This window comes from Cellulomonas iranensis NBRC 101100 = JCM 18110, from assembly GCF_001552375.1.
Taxonomy (GTDB): domain Bacteria; phylum Actinomycetota; class Actinomycetes; order Actinomycetales; family Cellulomonadaceae; genus Cellulomonas; species Cellulomonas iranensis.
Genome location: NZ_BCRB01000085.1, coordinates 1 through 15,610 on the forward strand (window position 1 = coordinate 1; position 15,610 = coordinate 15,610).

The 15,610-nt window shown below is 75.6% G+C and carries 12 protein-coding genes, 1 tRNA gene and 2 pseudogenes; 9 read left to right on the forward strand and 6 right to left on the reverse strand.

The genetic code is table 11. The features are described 5' to 3' along the window. A pseudogene (locus CS2_RS14970) lies at nt 1-402 on the reverse strand (fucose isomerase); the annotation flags it as partial. Between the two features lie 155 nt (nt 403-557). After that, entirely contained in the window at nt 558-1,595 is a 1,038-nt protein-coding gene (locus tag CS2_RS14975) for a LacI family DNA-binding transcriptional regulator (RefSeq protein WP_070320591.1), read from the reverse strand. A 168-nt stretch (nt 1,596-1,763) separates the two neighbouring features. Between CS2_RS14975 and CS2_RS14980 the strand changes: the two genes are divergently transcribed. The 6 genes from CS2_RS14980 (at nt 1,764) to CS2_RS15005 (ending at nt 8,195) form a co-directional block, all read left to right on the forward strand. Next, nucleotides 1,764-2,471 (forward strand): GntR family transcriptional regulator, encoded by a 708-nt coding sequence (locus CS2_RS14980; RefSeq protein WP_070320592.1) that lies wholly within the window; start codon nt 1,764-1,766, stop codon nt 2,469-2,471. After that, complete coding sequence (locus CS2_RS14985) at nt 2,468-3,334, forward strand: dihydrodipicolinate synthase family protein (RefSeq protein ID WP_070320593.1); 867 nt, start codon at nt 2,468-2,470, stop codon at nt 3,332-3,334. Before CS2_RS14980 ends, CS2_RS14985 begins: the two co-directional genes overlap by 4 nt. Before the next feature lie 21 nt (nt 3,335-3,355). Further along, entirely contained in the window at nt 3,356-4,297 is a 942-nt protein-coding gene (locus tag CS2_RS14990) for a carbohydrate ABC transporter permease (RefSeq protein WP_169798659.1), read from the forward strand. Further along, nucleotides 4,290-5,186, forward strand: a complete 897-nt coding sequence (locus CS2_RS14995) for a carbohydrate ABC transporter permease (RefSeq protein WP_152667346.1) — start codon at nt 4,290-4,292, stop codon at nt 5,184-5,186. Before CS2_RS14990 ends, CS2_RS14995 begins: the two co-directional genes overlap by 8 nt. An 86-nt stretch (nt 5,187-5,272) precedes the next feature. Next, the gene (locus tag CS2_RS15000) at nt 5,273-6,571 is read left to right on the forward strand and encodes an ABC transporter substrate-binding protein (protein WP_070320595.1); all 1,299 of its coding nucleotides are present in this window, start codon (nt 5,273-5,275) and stop codon (nt 6,569-6,571) included. Between the two features lie 100 nt (nt 6,572-6,671). Then, complete coding sequence (locus CS2_RS15005; RefSeq protein WP_070320596.1) at nt 6,672-8,195, forward strand: FAD-dependent oxidoreductase; 1,524 nt, start codon at nt 6,672-6,674, stop codon at nt 8,193-8,195. A gap of 95 nt (nt 8,196-8,290) precedes the next feature. Here CS2_RS15005 and CS2_RS15010 read toward each other — a convergent pair. Then, nucleotides 8,291-8,380 (reverse strand) — tRNA-Ser (locus CS2_RS15010). 57 nt (nt 8,381-8,437) lie between these two features. Next, nucleotides 8,438-9,049 (reverse strand): VanZ family protein, encoded by a 612-nt coding sequence (locus CS2_RS19105; RefSeq protein ID WP_070320597.1) that lies wholly within the window; start codon nt 9,047-9,049, stop codon nt 8,438-8,440. 223 nt (nt 9,050-9,272) lie between these two features. On the opposite strand from CS2_RS19105, the gene CS2_RS15020 reads away from it, so the two are divergent. Beyond that, nucleotides 9,273-10,142: a Sir2 family NAD-dependent protein deacetylase gene (locus CS2_RS15020; RefSeq protein WP_070320598.1), complete on the forward strand. Its 870-nt coding sequence runs from the start codon at nt 9,273-9,275 to the stop codon at nt 10,140-10,142. Nucleotides 10,143-10,262: 120 nt separating this feature from the next. Here CS2_RS15020 and CS2_RS15025 read toward each other — a convergent pair whose 3' ends face one another. Beyond that, a complete protein-coding gene (locus tag CS2_RS15025) occupies nt 10,263-10,685 on the reverse strand; it encodes a nucleoside deaminase (RefSeq protein ID WP_070320601.1) in 423 nt (140 codons plus the stop codon). Between the two features lie 390 nt (nt 10,686-11,075). Here CS2_RS15025 and upp point away from each other — a divergent pair, with 390 nt between their 5' ends. Then, nucleotides 11,076-11,711, forward strand: a complete 636-nt coding sequence (upp, locus tag CS2_RS15030; RefSeq protein ID WP_070320602.1) for a uracil phosphoribosyltransferase — start codon at nt 11,076-11,078, stop codon at nt 11,709-11,711. 387 nt (nt 11,712-12,098) lie between these two features. Further along, nucleotides 12,099-12,431, forward strand: a complete 333-nt coding sequence (locus CS2_RS15035; protein WP_070320599.1) for a hypothetical protein — start codon at nt 12,099-12,101, stop codon at nt 12,429-12,431. A 166-nt stretch (nt 12,432-12,597) separates the two neighbouring features. On the opposite strand, the pseudogene CS2_RS15040 reads toward CS2_RS15035, so the two are convergent. Beyond that, nucleotides 12,598-15,610: pseudogene (locus CS2_RS15040) on the reverse strand (DUF11 domain-containing protein); the annotation flags it as partial.

Below are 15,610 nucleotides of genomic sequence, written 5' to 3' on the forward strand. Positions count from 1 at the left end.
CCCCAGCAGACCCACCAGACCCGGCCAGTCCCCCGCGAAGTTCGCCACCGTCAACACCGGCCCCCGATGCGACCGCAGACCGGCGAGCACATGGTGCGAGTACTGCCACACCGCCTCCGCCACCACCAACGGCGCATCCGGCGGAATGCTCGCGAACACCTCCAGACCCATCCGCTGCGAGCTGATGAACCCATGACCCGTCACCGGATCCACCCCGTTCGCCCGCACCAGCTCCCACCCCTGCTCCGCGAACGCCGCCGTCACCACCCGCTCCAGCTCGACCTGCGTCGCCCACCCCGCGATGTTCGCCGACTCCCGCAGATCACCCGACGCCACCAGGAACGCCGTCCGCGGCGGAGCAACCGGCTCGGGGGTGACCTCAGGAAGGACGTACGTGGACATGGCGACTCCTCGGGGCGCGACGCAGCGGCGGGACCTCGGTGTCCCGCTCGCGCGGTCCGTGCGCCGTCGTCGGCGTCCGCGGACCGTGGCGCCACTGTCGCAGTAATCGATTACAGACGCAACGCCCCCGCCCGGCCCGGTGGGGCGGCCGGCCGCTAGGCCAGGGCCGCGACGCGCTGGACCACGCGCCGTGCGGGCACGTCGAGCCCGCGGATGCGCTCCATGAGCATGCGCGCCGCCGCGGCACCCAGGTCGCGCGGGTCGAGCGGCACGAACAGCACGCCGTCGGTGCTCGACGTCGCGAACGGCAGGTCGCCGACGATCGCGACGCCGCACCCCGCGACGTCGCCGCTCCCGGCGCCCTCCGCAGCCGCCCCGGCGGGCACCCCATCCGCCGCCCGCGCCGACGCCGCGACGGGCACGCCGCGCTCGGCCAGCGCGCGCAGCACGCCGACCCCGCCGAGGTTGTTGGTCGCGACCACCGCGTCCGGGCGCGGCTCGCGGTCGAGCAGGGCGACCGCCGCGTCGTGCGCCCCCGCCACGCGGAAGTCGCTGCGCACCAGCAGGTCGTCGGGCGCGGGCAGCCCGGCGTCGGCGAGCGCGTCGCGCCACCCCTGCGCGCGCTCGACCGCCGTGCTCGTCGCGGCCGGGCCCGTGACGCACGCGATGCGCCGGAACCCGCGCGCGAGCAGACCCTGCGTGGCGGCCCGGCCGAGCGCGACGTTGTCGAACGTCACGAGGTCCACGTCGTCGGCCACCGCGCGGTCGACCGCCACCACGGCCCGGTCGCGCGCGAGCAGCGGCGCGAGCGCGGGGCGCCCGGAGGCGGCGGCGATGACGACGCCGGCCATGTTCTCGTCCTGCGCGACGGCCAGGTAGCGCGCCTCCTTGGCGGCGTCGTCGTCGGTGTTGCACAGCACGACGGACACGCCGTGCGCCTGCGCGACGTCCTCGACGCCGCGCGCGACGGCCGTGAAGAACGGGTTCTCGACGTCGGGCAGCACGAGCGCGACGACGTCGCTCGACCGGCGCCGCAGGGACCGCGCGGTGCGGTCGGGCGTGTAGCCGAGCTCGGCCGCGGCGGCCGTGACGGCGGCGAGCAGCTCGGGGCGCACGGGCTTGCCGTTGAGCGCGCGCGAGACCGTCGCGGTGGACACGCCCGCGCGGCGGGCGACGTCGACGATGCGGGGCACGGTCCTCCTCGGTCGGGGCCGCGGGCGCGCGGGGCGCGGGCCGGGCCCGCCACATCGTAGGTCCGGACTTCACCCGCCCGGGCGGGTTCGGGGGTCTTGGCCGACCGTCCAGTAATCGATTACAGTCACCTGTTAACAGTTGACGCAACGTTCAAGGGAGAACGTCGCATGACCTGGTCCTCGCTCGAACCGGTGCCTGCCACCGCCCTCGGCGACGTCATCACCGAGCGGCTGCGCCGCATGATCATCGCCGGCGACGTCCCGGCGGGCGCCCACCTCGCCGAGCCCCGCCTCGCGGAGTCGTTCGACGTCAGCCGCGGCCCCGTGCGCGACGCGCTGCGCCGCCTCGAGTCCGAGGGGCTCGTCGTCGTGCGGCGCCGCAAGATGTTCGCCGCAGGGCTCACCACCGACGACGTCGTCGAGCTCTACGCCATCCGCGAGGCCGTCGAGACGCTCGCGCTGCGCCTCGCGCACGACCGCGCGGCCGACGCCGACTGGGGCGAGGCGCTCGACGCGCTCGCCACCATGCGCCGGGCCGCCGACGCGGCGCGCTACACCGACTACGCGCACGCCGACCTCGCGTTCCACACGTCGTTCTACGCGCTGTCCGGCAGCCGCCGGCTGCTCGACATCTGGCGCCAGTACGAGCCGACGTTCGCCGTCCTGCTGGAGATCACCAACGCCGAGGACGTCGACCTGGGCCCGTCGCTCGCGTCGCACGTCGCGATCCTCGAGACCGCCCGCGCCGGGCGCGTCGACGAGGCCGTGGTCGAGCTGCAGGGACACCTGCTCGGCGCGCGCACCCGCATGGTGCACGCGCTGAGCCGCCTCGACACCGGTCGCGCCGCGACCCCACCGGACGGAGAGACCGCATGAGCACCCGCCCCCACCTGCTGCCCGCCCTCGCGACCGCGTTCGCGCACGACGGCACGCTCGACCTCGCGTCCTGCCGCCGGCTGTTCGCGCACGTCGCCGACCTCGACGTCGAGGCGCACTTCGTCGCCGGCACCACCGGCGAGTTCGTCGCGCTGTCCGACGACGAGCGGATCGCCGTCCTCGAGGCCGCGGTCGAGGAGATCGGCACCGCGCACGTGTTCGCGCACGTCGGCGCCGCGTCCACCCACCAGGCCGTGACGCTCGCGCACCGTGCGCGCGACGTCGGCGCCACCCGGTTCGCCGCCGTCACGCCCTACTACACCGACGTGCCGGGCGACGCGCTGCTCGACTACTACGTGCGCCTGCGCGACGTGCTCGACGGCGACGACGAGCTGTTCGCCTACGTGTTCCCCGCGCGCACGGGCGTCGACGTCGACCCCGAGCGGCTCGCCGACGTCGTCGTCGCCGCCGGGCTCGACGGCGTCAAGGTGTCGGTCCCCGGCACCCGGTACGTCGCCGACCTCGTCGCGTCCCTGCCCGACGACGTGCCCGTCTACTCGGGCAACGACGCGCTGCTGCCCGAGGTGCTCGACGCGGGCGGCGCGGGCGTCGTCTCGGGCGTCATGCAGGTCGACCCCGCGCCGTTCCTGCGGCAGGCCCAGGCGCTGCGCGCGGGCGACCGCGCCGCCGCCCTCGCGGCGCGCGCCGACGTCGACCCGCTCGTCGCCGCCGTCGGGCCCAGCCTGCGCGCCACCAAGCAGCGGCTCGTCGACGCGGGGCTGTTCCGGACCGCCGTCGTCCGCGTCCCCGCCGCACGCCACCCGCGCCCCGCCCCCGTCGCACCCGCCGTCGCGCAGGTCTGACCCCGGAGGTCGATGATGACCATGAGTCTCACCACGCCGCCGACGGCACCGCCGCCGTCCCGCGCACCGCGGCCCCCCGCGACCGTCCCCGCCACCCGGCGCCGGTCGCTGCGGTCCTCGCGCCTGCCGCTCGCGCTGCTCGCGCCGGCCGTCGCGCTCGTCGCGCTCGTGTCCGTGTTCCCGATCCTGTTCGCGCTCAACCTGTCCGTGCACGAGACCCGCTACACGCAGGTCGGCGACCTCGTCGGGCTGCAGCACTACCTCAGCGTGCTGGGCACCGCGCAGGGCTGGGCCATGATCGGCCGGTCGATGGTCTACGTCGTCGGCTCGCTCGTGCTGGCGCTGCCGCTGGCGGTCGGGCTCGCGCACCTGCTGGACCGGCCCGCCCGGCTGCGCCGCGTGTTCCGCGTCCTCATCCTCATGCCCTGGGTGATCTCGCAGACCGTCGCCGCGCTGCTGTGGCGCTGGCTGCTCAACCCCGACTACGGGCCGCTCGGGCTCGGGAGCCTCGGCGGCCAGCGGGTCGACGTGCTCGCCGACCCCGTGCTCGCGATGGTCGCGCTCGTGCTCGTCAACGTGTGGCTCAGCTACCCGCTCGCGACGATCCTCGTGCTCGCGGCGCTGCAGGGCGTCCCCGCCGAGCTGCACGAGGCCGCCGAGGTCGACGGCGCCACCGCGTTCCGCCGGTTCCGGTCCGTGACGCTGCCGATGATCGCGCCCACCGTGTTCGTCGTCGCGATCATGCTCACGCTCCTCTACTTCAACATGGTCACGCTCGTGCTGACCTTCACCGGCGGCGGCCCGTTCAGCGCGACGCAGCTCGTGAGCCTCGAGGCGTACCAGCAGTCCTTCAGCTACTTCAACCTCGGCCTGGGCGCGGCGTACAGCGTGATCCTGTTCGTCTTCAACGTCGTCTTCGGGCTCGCCTACATCAGGATGCTGCGAGGTGACCGCGATGTCTGAGACCACCACGGCCCGCGTCGTCGCGCCCGTCGCCCGCCCGGCCGCGCGCCGGGTGCCCGGGCGGGGCCGCCACAAGCCCGCCGGCCCGCTCGCGTACGTCGGCCTCGTCGCCGCGTCGGCGTTCGCGGTGCTGCCGCTGCTGTGGGCGGTGTCGACCTCGCTCAAGAGCAAGGGCGCCGTGCTGTCCGACGGCGGCTGGGTCCCGGCGGCGCCGACCCTGCAGAACTACGCCACCGTGCTGTTCGACTCGCAGGTGCCGCGGTACCTGCTCAACAGCATCGTCGTCGCGGGCGGGTCGGTGGCCCTGACGATCGTGCTCGCGCTGCTCGGCGCCTACGCGACCGCGCGGTTCCAGTTCCGCGGCCGCGACGCGAGCCTGTTCCTCATCCTCATGACGTCGATGATCCCGGGCATCGCGATCCTCGTGCCGCTGTACTTCCTGGCGGTGCGCACGGGCCTGTACGACACGTACCTCGGCATGATCGTCGTCTACACCGCGTGGCAGGTGCCGACCGTGCTGTGGATGCTGCGGGGCTTCCTGCAGTCGATCCCCGCGTCGCTCGAGGAGGCCGGCCGCATCGACGGCGCGGGCGACCTGCGGATCATGGTGCAGCTCGTGCTGCCGCTCGCGAAGCCCGGCATCGCCGCCGCGTCCGTCGTCGCGTTCGTCGCCGTCTGGAACGACTTCCTCATCGCCTCGACCATGGTCAGCTCCGACCACAAGCGCCTGGTCTCGGTGGGGCTCTACAACTACCTGTCCCAGTACGGCATCGAGTGGGGCCAGCTCACCGCCGCCGTCGTGGTCACCGTCGTCCCGATGATCCTGCTCTTCGTCCTCATGGAGAAGCGCATCGTCTCCGGGCTCTCCGCCGGCGCGACCAAGGGGTGAACCGGGGCGGCCCCGCCGTCCCCGGTCCGTCGCACCGGCACCGCACGCACCTCGTCGCAGAACTCACTTCAAAGGAGAAGGAACTCATGCGCACCCACCTCACCGCGCGGCGTGCCGCCGTCGCCCTTGCGGCGGCCGTCGCCCTCACCGTCCCCCTCGCCGCGTGCGGCACCAGCAGCGGCGCCGAGCCCGGCGGCACGTCGCAGCTCGAGCTGTGGACGTTCCTCGACCCCGCGTCGGACGACGCGCGCGGCAAGGCGCTCAAGCAGGTCGTCGAGGGCTTCAACGCGAGCCAGGACGACGTCGAGGTCACCGTCCGGTCCATCAACTACGCGCAGATCGACGCCGAGGTCATCCGCGCGACCAGCTCGGGGCAGGGCCCCGACATCCTCAACGTGTACTCCACGCAGCTCGCGACGCACGTCGACGCGGGCACGCTGCAGCCGCTCGCGGACGTCGCGGGCGCCGACCTCGACACCCTGAAGGACGACTCGATCTTCCCGTTCGACGGCGTCACGTTCGACGGCGAGGTGATGTCCGTGCCGTGGGAGGTGCGGGCGTGGATGCTCTGGTACCGGCAGGACCTGCTGGACCAGATCGGGGCGTCGCTGCCGACGACGAGCGCCGAGCTGGTCGACGTCGCCGCGCGGCTCGTCGCCGAGACGGACGTGACCACGGGGCTCGCGATCGGGTTCTCCGACCAGGGCCTGGGCGCGGACTTCGTGGAGAAGTTCATCCCGTTCACGTGGGCCAACGGCGGCGAGGTCCTCGACGGCGCGGGCGAGCCCGTGTTCGCCGACGACGCGGGCGTCGCGGCGCTCGGCATGATGGCCGACCTGCACGACGCGGGCGCGTTCGGCGACGAGGCGCTGTCCATGACCGCGGACGACGTCGTGCAGGGCGTCGCCGCGGGCACCATCGCGATGGCCATCGAGGGCACGCAGCGCGTGGGCGCCGCCCGCGCCGGCGACGGCATCGGCGACAACCTGCAGGTCGCGCCCGCGCCGTTCGACGCGTCGGGCCCGCTGCCCACCGCGGTGGCCGGCCAGACCATGGGCATCGGTGCGAACTCGGCCGACCCCGAGGGCGCGTGGAAGTTCATCGAGTACTACACGTCGGTCGAGTCGGCGACGGCGTTCGCCGAGGCGGGCGTGCTGCCCTCGCGGTCGTCGGTGTACGACACCGACGCGTTCTCCGCGCTGGGCAACGCCGACGAGCTGCGCGGCTGGCGCGAGTACATCGCCGAGCACGGCCGCGCCGAGGTCACCTCGACGCGGTTCAACGAGCTGAGCTCGGCGCTGGTCTCGGCCGGGCAGAAGGCCGTCTTCCAGGGCGAGGACCCGCTCGCGGCGCTCACGGCCGCCGCGTCCGCGTACGGCGGCTGACGCCGGGCGCCCGGGCCGGTGCACCGCCGGCCCGGGCGCCCCGCGTCGCACCGACCGCCTCCCCACCCACCCCCGCACCACCTGCGAAGGAGCAGCACCCATGCGCACCACCTCGACCGACTTCGACGTCATCGTCTGCGGCGGCGGGCCGTCCGGGTTCGTCGCCGCGATCGCCGCGGCCCGCACGGGCGCGAAGACCCTGCTCGTGGAGCGGTACGGGTTCCTCGGCGGCATGGCGACGTCCGGCTGGCTGGGCCCGATCTCGCCGTTCTACTTCAAGGACGAGCGCGTCATCGCGGGCATCCCGTACGACTTCGTGAAGCACATGGTCGCGGCGGGCGGCAGCACCGGGCACATCCGCTGCACCAACCCGCACGGCAGCGGCAGCTACCTGTGCTTCTACGACCGCGAGACGTACAAGTGGTCGGCCATGTCGCTGTTCCTCGAGGCCGGCGGCACGCCGCTGCTGCACACGTGGATCGCGGGCACGATCGTCGAGGACGGCGCCGTGCGCGGCGTGGTCGTCGAGAACAAGGGCGGCCGCAGCGAGATCCGCGCCAAGGTGGTCGTCGACGCGACGGGCGACGGCGACGTCGCCGCGCGCGCCGGTGCCGAGCACACGGTCGGCAACGGCTCGGGCCTGTCGCAGCCCGCCACGCTGATGTTCGACATGGAGGGCGTCGACACCCTCGCCGTGAAGCGGTACATGGACGAGCACCCCGAGGACTTCGAGTGGGCGTCGGAGTTCGTCGCCGTGTCCGACTACTCGCCGCGCCTGCCGCGGCCCAGCGAGCACTTCGTGGGGCAGGGGTTCGTCGAGATGGTCGGCAAGGCCATGGCCGACGACGACCTGTACCTGGGCCGCGACTCGATCCTGTTCCTCACCACGACGCACCGCGGCGTGCTGCACTTCAACTCGACGCGCGTCGCGGGCGTCGACGCGACCGACGCCGACTCCCTCACGCGCGCCGAGATCGACGCGCGCCGCCAGGTGATGTCGCTGTCGGACTTCCTGGTCCGCAAGGTCCCCGGGTTCGAGCACGCGCAGCTCGCGGGCACCGGCACGCAGCTCGGCATCCGCGAGAGCCGGCACGTCACCGGCGAGTACGTGCTGACGGGCGAGGACGTGGTCGCGGGCCGCAAGTTCGACGACGTCGTGTCGCGCGGGTACTTCCCGATCGACATCCACAACCTCAAGGGCAAGTCCGGGTACACGGGCGGCGGCACGTGGCAGGACCTCGAGGACACGTACGACGTGCCGAAGCGCGCGCTCGTGCCCGTCGAGCTCGACGGCCTCGTCATGGCCGGCCGCGCGATCTCCGCCGACCAGGCCGCGCACGGCTCGTTCCGCACGCAGGGCGGCGTCATGGCCATCGGCCACGCCGCCGGCACGCTCGCCGCCCTCGCCGCGAGGACCGGCACGATGCCGCGCGACGTCGACCACCGCGACGTGCAGGCGAAGCTCCTCGACCAGGGCGCGTCCCTGCGCCGCGACCCCGCCGCCGTCGAGCGCGAGCGGCAGCTCGCCGTCGACGCCGTCTCGTCGGCGCTGGCTGCCGGGGAGATCTCGCCCGCGTACCTCGCCGAGGCCGAGACGTTCAGCGGGCGGGCGCCGCGGCTCTGAGATCGGGCGCCCTCGGCGCCGCGGCACGAGGAGACAGCGAGGCCCCGGGTCTCTTGCCAGCGTTGACGCTGGTCAGAGACCCGGGGCCTCGGCCGTGGCGGTAGCGGTGGGATTTGAACCCACGGTGGACTTTCACCCACACACGCTTTCGAGGCGTGCTCCTTAGGCCGCTCGGACACGCTACCTCGGCGACTGAGAGTACCCGCTCGGAGCCCCAGCACCCAATCCGTACCGGGCGAGGGTCAGTCGTGGTCGCTCACCCGCGCGCCGGCGGCCGCTCCTGCCGCCTGCGGCACCGCAGCCTGCCGGTCGCCGCGGGCGGTGAGGGGTCGGGCGACGATGCCGAACGCCGCGCCGATCCCCGCCCCCACACCCGCCAGGATCACGTCGTCCACCACGGCAGATCGTCCGCCGATCACGTACTGGATCGACTCGATCACAACCCCGACGGCGAAGTAGATCGACGCCGTCCGCAGCACACCGGACCGGCCCCGCAGCACGGTGAGGGCCCCGCCCGCCGCGAACAGCACGAGGTTCCCCCCGATCTGGACGAGCGGCACCTCCCAGTGCACCGACGACGTGAGCAGGTCGGCCAGGTCGCCGAACGGGACCAGCTGCACGCTCGGCTCCACCCCCGGCAGCCCGGCCCCCGCTCCGGGTGACAACGTGATGACGGCGACCGCGACGACCCACACCGCGAACGCGCCGTCGTAGCAGGCACGGCGCACCGCCGCCCACGTGCGCCGGCTGCCCGCGCGCTCCCAGCCGACCCACGCGGCAACGACGAACGCGACGCCACCGACCACGACGACCAGCGGGATCAGGTGGGAGAAGCTCCGCCAGAGCTGGACCACGTGCGCTCCCTCCCGCGAGTTCCGGCCCGGCGTCGTCGCACAGGCCCAGCGCGCCCGGCGCGGGTCCGGCGTGCGGCAGCAGGAAACTACCGAGGGCAGCCGCTGCCTGTCCGGCGTTCCGGCGGCGGACCTCACACCCTGCCCCGCCCGGCACGGCCCACGACGCTCCGTCCCACCTCCACCCCGCCGCGAGCACCCCGCGCCCGCGTCGTACCGTGGAGACGTGAGCACCACCGGCACGGCACGCGCGGGCACGCTCGCGGACGTGGTGGCCACGCTCGCGGGGCGGCGCCTCGCGGTGCTGACGGGGGCGGGCGTCTCGACGGACTCGGGGATCCCCGACTACCGCGGGCCGGACTCGCCGCCGCGCACCCCCATGACGTTCCAGCAGTTCGTGGGTGACGAGGCGTTCCGCCGGCACTACTGGGCCCGCAACCACGTGGGGTGGCGGCACGTGCATCGCACGCAGCCGAACGGCGGGCACCGCGCGCTGGCCGCGCTCGAGGAGCGCGGCGTGGTGCTGGGCGTCATCACGCAGAACGTCGACCTGCTGCACGAGGCCGCGGGGTCGCGGAACGTCATCGACCTGCACGGCCGGTACGACCGCGTGATCTGCCTGCGGTGCGGGCGCGTCGTGCCGCGCGCGGCGCTCGCCGAACGGCTCGAGGCGCTGAACCCGGGGTTCGCGGAGCGCGTGGGCGTGGTCGGGGACGTCGAGATCGCGCCGGACGCCGACGCGGTGGTCGAGCAGACCGCGGACTTCCGCGTGCAGGCCTGCTGGCAGCCCGACCCCGACGGCGGCCCGGGTGAGTGCGGCGGTGTGCTCAAGCCGGAGATCGTCTACTTCGGGGAGAACGTGCCGCCCGAGCGCGTGGCGCGGGCGTTCGCGCTGGTCGACGCCGCGGACGCGCTGCTCGTCGCCGGGTCGTCGCTGACCGTCCTGTCGGGGCGGCGGTTCGTCAAGCACGCGGCCGACGCGGGCAGGCCCGTCGTCGTCGTCAACCGCGGCGAGACGCGCGGCGACCGGTACGCCGACGTCGTGCTGCACGCCGGCACCACCGAGACCCTGCAGGCCCTGGCCGCCACCCTCTGACCCGCGCCCGCGCCGGCAAGGCCGCCGAGCGCGCCAGGACGCGACCGGGTGCGGTCGAAGCAACAGGCGCACTCGGTGGCGTTCTGGCGCACTCGGCGATGAGAGCGGGCCGGACGCCCGTCAGCGGAAGAACGTGCGCAGCAGCTCGGCCGCCTCGGCGGCGGCGATGCCCGCGACCACCTCGGGGCGGTGCAGCGCGCGGCGGTCCCGCACGACGTCCCACTGCGACCCGCACGCCCCGGCCTTCTCGTCCCACGCGCCGAACACCAGCCGCGGCACGCGCGCCTGCAGCACGGCACCCGCGCACATGAGGCACGGCTCGAGCGTCACGACGAGCGTGCAGCCGTCGAGCCGCCACCGGCCCAGCGCGGCCGCGGCCTGCCGCAGCGCGACGACCTCGGCGTGCCCGGTCGGGTCGGCGACGGCCTCGCGCACGTTGCGCCCCCGACCCACGACCGCGCCGTCGGGCCCCAGCACGACGGCCCCGACCGGCACGTCGGCCGTCGCGAGCGCGGCACGCGCCTCGGCGAGCGCGAGGTCCATCGCGGCGCGGTCGGCGGTGGTCGCGTACGGCGACGCGGGCCCGACGACGACGTCCGGCGTCCCGTCCACCCGCACCTCCCGCTCGTCGCACCTCGCTGCGCGCCCCTCGCGCACCCGTCCCATGGTCCCCGCCCCGGGCTCGCACGTCCCGCGCACCTCGCTGCGCGCCCCTCGCGCACCCGTCCCGTGGCCCCCGCCCCGGGCTCGCACGTCCCGCACGCCCCGCACGCCCCGCACGCCCCGGCCGCCCTCGGCCCGGCGACCCCGCGCCCGGCTCACCTCGGCCCCGCACGTCCGACCGCGCCCGGTGCACCGGGTGCGACGAACGACACCGTCGCCCCCGACCACCGTCCCGGCCGGCGGGGTCCTCCGCGCACTAGTGTGACGGTCATGCGCCTGCACGTCGCGGACCACCCGCTCGTCGCCCACAAGCTCTCGGTCCTGCGGGACGCCAGCACCCCGAGCCCGACGTTCCGTCAGCTCGTCGACGAGCTGGTGACGCTGCTGGCGTACGAGGCGACGCGCGACGTCCGCACGACGCAGGTGCAGGTGACCACCCCGGTCTCGACGACCACCGGCATCAAGCTCGCCGACCCGAACCCGATCGTCGTGCCGATCCTGCGCGCGGGCCTCGGCATGCTCGACGGCATGACGCGCCTGCTGCCGACCGCGGAGGTCGGGTTCCTCGGCCTGCAGCGCGACGAGGAGACCCTCGAGGCGATCACGTACGCCAACCGCCTGCCGGACGACCTGACGGGCCGCCAGTGCTTCCTGCTCGACCCGATGCTCGCGACCGGCGGCACGCTCGTCGCGTCGATCGACTACCTGCTGCAGCGCGGCGCGCGCGACGTGACGGCCGTCTGCCTCATCGCGGCGCCCGAGGGCATCAAGGTCGTCGAGGAGTTCGTGGGCGACCGCGCCGACGTGCAGGTGGTCGTGGCGTCGGTCGACGAGCGGCTCGACGAGCACGCGTACATCGTCCCGGGCCTGGGCGACGCGGGCGACCGCCTCTACGGCATCGTCTGACGCAGGGCGCCCCGCCCCGGCGCCTGCGCGCCACCTCGCCCCGCCACCGCCGCGTGCTCCGGCACTCGACCACGGCCCCGCTTACCGACGGACGATGAGTCCGTCGGTCGCTGGGGGCACGACCACGCCCGTCCGCGATGCGACACGCGAGTCCCACGCCCTGAGACCGCCTCCGATATCCCTTGGTCGACCGTGCGCACCGTGCCACGATCGTCCGGTGAGTCCCGTGACGACGCCCGTGCACGTGCATCCCTGCACGCGCACGTCCGGCGTACCCACGTCCGGGTGGTATCCGCACCGCTGTCGCGTCTGACGCCGACCCGCCGGACCACCCACCGACCGCCGCTGGCACCGCCGCCGGTCACCCTCGCCTCACGGAGACCTCCCATGACCACACCCGCACGGCTCCCCCGCACCCCCGCCCAGCGGCCCGCCGCCGCGGCGCCCGCGCCGCGCGGGCCCCGCGCCGGGTTCGTCCTGTACGTGAGCCTGCCCGAGGGCGACGCCGACGACGGCACGCCCCGCGCGTCGGCCGCCGACATCGCCGAGACCGCCGACCTGCTGCGCGAGCTCGCGTCCGAGGCGCTGCCCGGCGCCGAGTCGTTCGCGGCGCTGTCGCTCGTGCCCGGCACGACCGGCGACGTCCGCAGCATCGGCGAGCGGATCTCGCACCTGCGCCTGCTGGAGCCCGTGGAGGACGACGCACCGGGCACCCCCTGACGTCCTCGCCGGCTCGGGGGACGCCGGGCGAGGACACGCGCTGCCGGGCCGGCACCGGGTCGGGGGACTCCGCCCCGGCCCGGCAGCGCACCCTTCGTCGTGCGCCCCGGCGGCCGCGCGCCGCGCGGGCGCCCGTCGAGCGGCTGGTCCCCGGCCCGGCGGACCGTCAGCCGAGCGGCGCCGGCGCCGCCGCGGGTGCACCCGTGCGGACCGTCACCACGCCGAGCAGGTACTGGTCCCCGCCCGTCGAGGCGGTGAGCGTCCCGACGCCCGACGCGGGCATCGTGACCTCCTCGAAGCCCTTGGCGTCGACGCCGAGCGCGTTCGGGTACCGCCAGCCGGTCGCGGTCGAGTCGAACGCGTTGGCCGCCGACCCGCCACCCACCACGGCGGTGCCGTTCCAGCGTCGTGGCGTGAGCGCGCCGACGCCGGACAGGGTCAGCCGGTCGCCGGTGGTCGCACGGTCGCCCTCCCACCCGACGACGCCGATGCGCGTGCGCGTGCCCGGCGCACCGGTGAACAGGAACGCGGGCGCGGTGCTCGACGTGCCGACCCACGAGCCGCCCTGGTGCACGGTCACGGCGGAACGGCGGGCGGCGGTGTCGGCGCCGACCGTGCCGTGCACGACGACGAGCGCCCAGCCGGCGTAGTACGTCGGCTCGCGGTCGGTGCGCGTCTGGCTGACCGCGGCGTCCGCGAGCGCCCACGTGCCCGCGCCCTGGGCGGCGACGAGGTCGGTGACGTCGACGGCCGACTGGTAGTAGCGGCGGTCCTTGTTGTCGGTCACGCGCACGACGTCGTCCGGGTCGGCCGTCACGGTCGTCCACGTGCCGTCGGGGCCGCGCAGCCGCGCCGTGCCGAGTGCGGTGCTCCACGCGTCGGCGGGCCCGCGCACACCCGACCAGTAGAGCCCCGCGAAGACCACGGGGCGCCCGTCGGGCACGTCGAGGCGCGTCTCGGAGGACACGGGCGCGCCGGGCCGCTCGCCGGGCGGCGGGACCTGGTCGACCGGTCGCATGTCGAGCCCGTTGTTGTCGCGGTCCTGGCGCACGGCCGCGCACGGCTGGCCGGCGTAGGGGTCGTGGCACACGAGCAGCGGCGCACCGACCTCCACGACGTCGAGGTCGCCGACGCCCGACCACACGGGCGTGAGGTTCGCCGACGAGACGACGACCGGTGCCGACGTCGTGACCGGCGGCACTCCCGTGGCGGTGACGCGCACGTCGACCGTGCCGCGCACGGCGGCCGCGGCGCGCGCACCCACCTGCACCGGCACGGACGCGCCCGCGGCGAGGTCGCCCAGCGCGCACGTGACCACCCGCCCGGTCCCGGCACACCCCGCGGACGTGACGCCCGCGCGGTCCGCCGTGACGCCCGGCGGCAGGGTCACGGTGGCGGTCACGTCCGCCGCCGCCGCGGCGGGTCGGCCGTCGGACCGCTCCCCCGCGACGCGGACGACGAACGCGACGCCGCCGCCCTTGAGGTCGACGACGGCGGCCGCGTCGCCGACCGTGAGCTGCGGCGGCACGACGGTCACGGCGACGACGGCGCGCGGCGCGGGGACGTCGGCGTCGGCCGCCCGCCCGTCGAGCGTGAGCGCGAGCTCGCCGACGGCGCCGACGGCGCCGGGCGCGGCCGACAGGCGCGCGGTCAGGTCGACGTGCGCACCGGCCGCGAGGTCGCCGACGCACGCGGCCGCGCCCTCCGGCTGGTCGCACCGCCAGCCCGGGGCGTCGACGTCCGCGACGGTGACGCCGGGCGGCACCTGCCACCGCAGGGCCGCACCGGTGGCGGGCAGGTCGCCGGTGTTGGTGACGCGGACCGTGACGGGAGCGGCGGTGCCGGGTGCGACGTCGACCGCGGCGGGCGCGTCGAGCACGAGCGTCGCGGGGCGCACGACCGTCGTCGCGACGGAGGCCGTCGCGACGGGTCGCGACGCGGACGGGCCGAACCGCAGGGCCACCGTCCCCGCCCCCGGGGCGGTGTCGCGCGCCGTGGCCAGGGTCAGCGCGAGCGTCGTGGCGTCGAACGCGCCGAGCGCACCGTGACGGCACGTCGTCGAGCCGGACCGCGGCGGGTCGCACGACCAGGGCGCGGCGCCCGTGGCCGTCACACCGGCGGGCAGCGCGAGCGTCACCGTCGCCGGGGCGTCACCCGTCACGCCCGTGCCCCCCGCGTTGCGCACGGGCACGTCGAGCGTCGTCGTGCGACCGGCCACGAGCTGCACGGCCGTCGGCATGCCGGCGCCGGGGACGACGCGCGCGGGCGACGCCGCGACGACCAGCGGGATCGCGACCGGGTCCCACGCACCGCCGTCACCGGTCACCGCGACGCGCACCGCGTCGCCCGGGGACGGCCGGAACGCCTCGTCGATCCGCACGCCCATGTCGAGCGTCGCGGACGCGCCCGGCGCGAGGCCCTCGAGCGTGCACGTCGCCGTGGTCTCGGCGTCGCCGACCACGCACAGCCACCCCGTCGCCGGCCCGAACCCGAAGGCCACCGCGCCGGGCCCGCCGCCGACGACGAGCGACACCCCCGCGGGCACGTCCACCTGCGCGGTCAGACCGGCCGTGGGCACGCCGCCCGTGTTCTCGACCGTGAACGACAGCTCCTGCCCGTCGGCGCCGGCCGCGAGCGAGAAGCCACCGGTCGGGCCGCCGACCACGACCTGGGCGGGGCCTGGCGGCGTGGGGGTCGGCGTCGGTCCGGGGGTCGGCCCGGCGGTCGGCTCGGGTGTGGGCTCGGAGGTCGGCTCGGGCGTGGGCGGCGGGTCGGCCGTCGGGTCGGGGTCCGGCCCCGGGTCGACCACGGGGACGCCGGTCGGGGCGGGGCGCGGGTCGGCCGTCGCCGGGTCGGGCGTGCTCGGGCCGGGCGTGGCCGACGCGTCCGGGGTCGGCGTGGCCGTGGGCACGTCCGAGGGGGTCGCGGAGGGGACGTCGGTCGGCGTCGCCGTGCCCGTGGCACGCGGCGTCGCCCGGGGCGTCGCGTCACCGGTCGCGCCCGACACCTGGGCGCCCGGGGCCCCCGCCTCGTCCCGCCCCTGGAGCAGCTGCGTCGCCCCCACCACGGCCACCGCGACGACCACCACGGCCGCGGCGACGGCCGCGATCGCCGTGGTCGACGCGCCGGCCAGCAGCCCGGCCAGTCCCGTGGTCGCCGCCACGCCGCCCGCCGAGGCC

Bases quoted from the DNA above. Each gene is read 5' to 3' on its own strand.
- CS2_RS15000 (WP_070320595.1), top strand. From the start codon at position 5,273: ATGCGCACCCACCTCACCGCGCGGCGTGCCGCCGTCGCCCTTGCGGCG.
- CS2_RS14980 (WP_070320592.1), top strand. From the start codon at position 1,764: ATGACCTGGTCCTCGCTCGAACCGGTGCCTGCCACCGCCCTCGGCGAC.
- CS2_RS14985 (WP_070320593.1), top strand. From the start codon at position 2,468: ATGAGCACCCGCCCCCACCTGCTGCCCGCCCTCGCGACCGCGTTCGCG.
- CS2_RS15035 (WP_070320599.1), top strand. From the start codon at position 12,099: ATGACCACACCCGCACGGCTCCCCCGCACCCCCGCCCAGCGGCCCGCC.
- CS2_RS15025 (WP_070320601.1), bottom strand. From the start codon at position 10,685: ATGGACCTCGCGCTCGCCGAGGCGCGTGCCGCGCTCGCGACGGCCGAC.
- CS2_RS15005 (WP_070320596.1), top strand. From the start codon at position 6,672: ATGCGCACCACCTCGACCGACTTCGACGTCATCGTCTGCGGCGGCGGG.
- upp (WP_070320602.1), top strand. From the start codon at position 11,076: ATGCGCCTGCACGTCGCGGACCACCCGCTCGTCGCCCACAAGCTCTCG.
- CS2_RS14990 (WP_169798659.1), top strand. From the start codon at position 3,356: ATGAGTCTCACCACGCCGCCGACGGCACCGCCGCCGTCCCGCGCACCG.
- CS2_RS14995 (WP_152667346.1), top strand. From the start codon at position 4,290: ATGTCTGAGACCACCACGGCCCGCGTCGTCGCGCCCGTCGCCCGCCCG.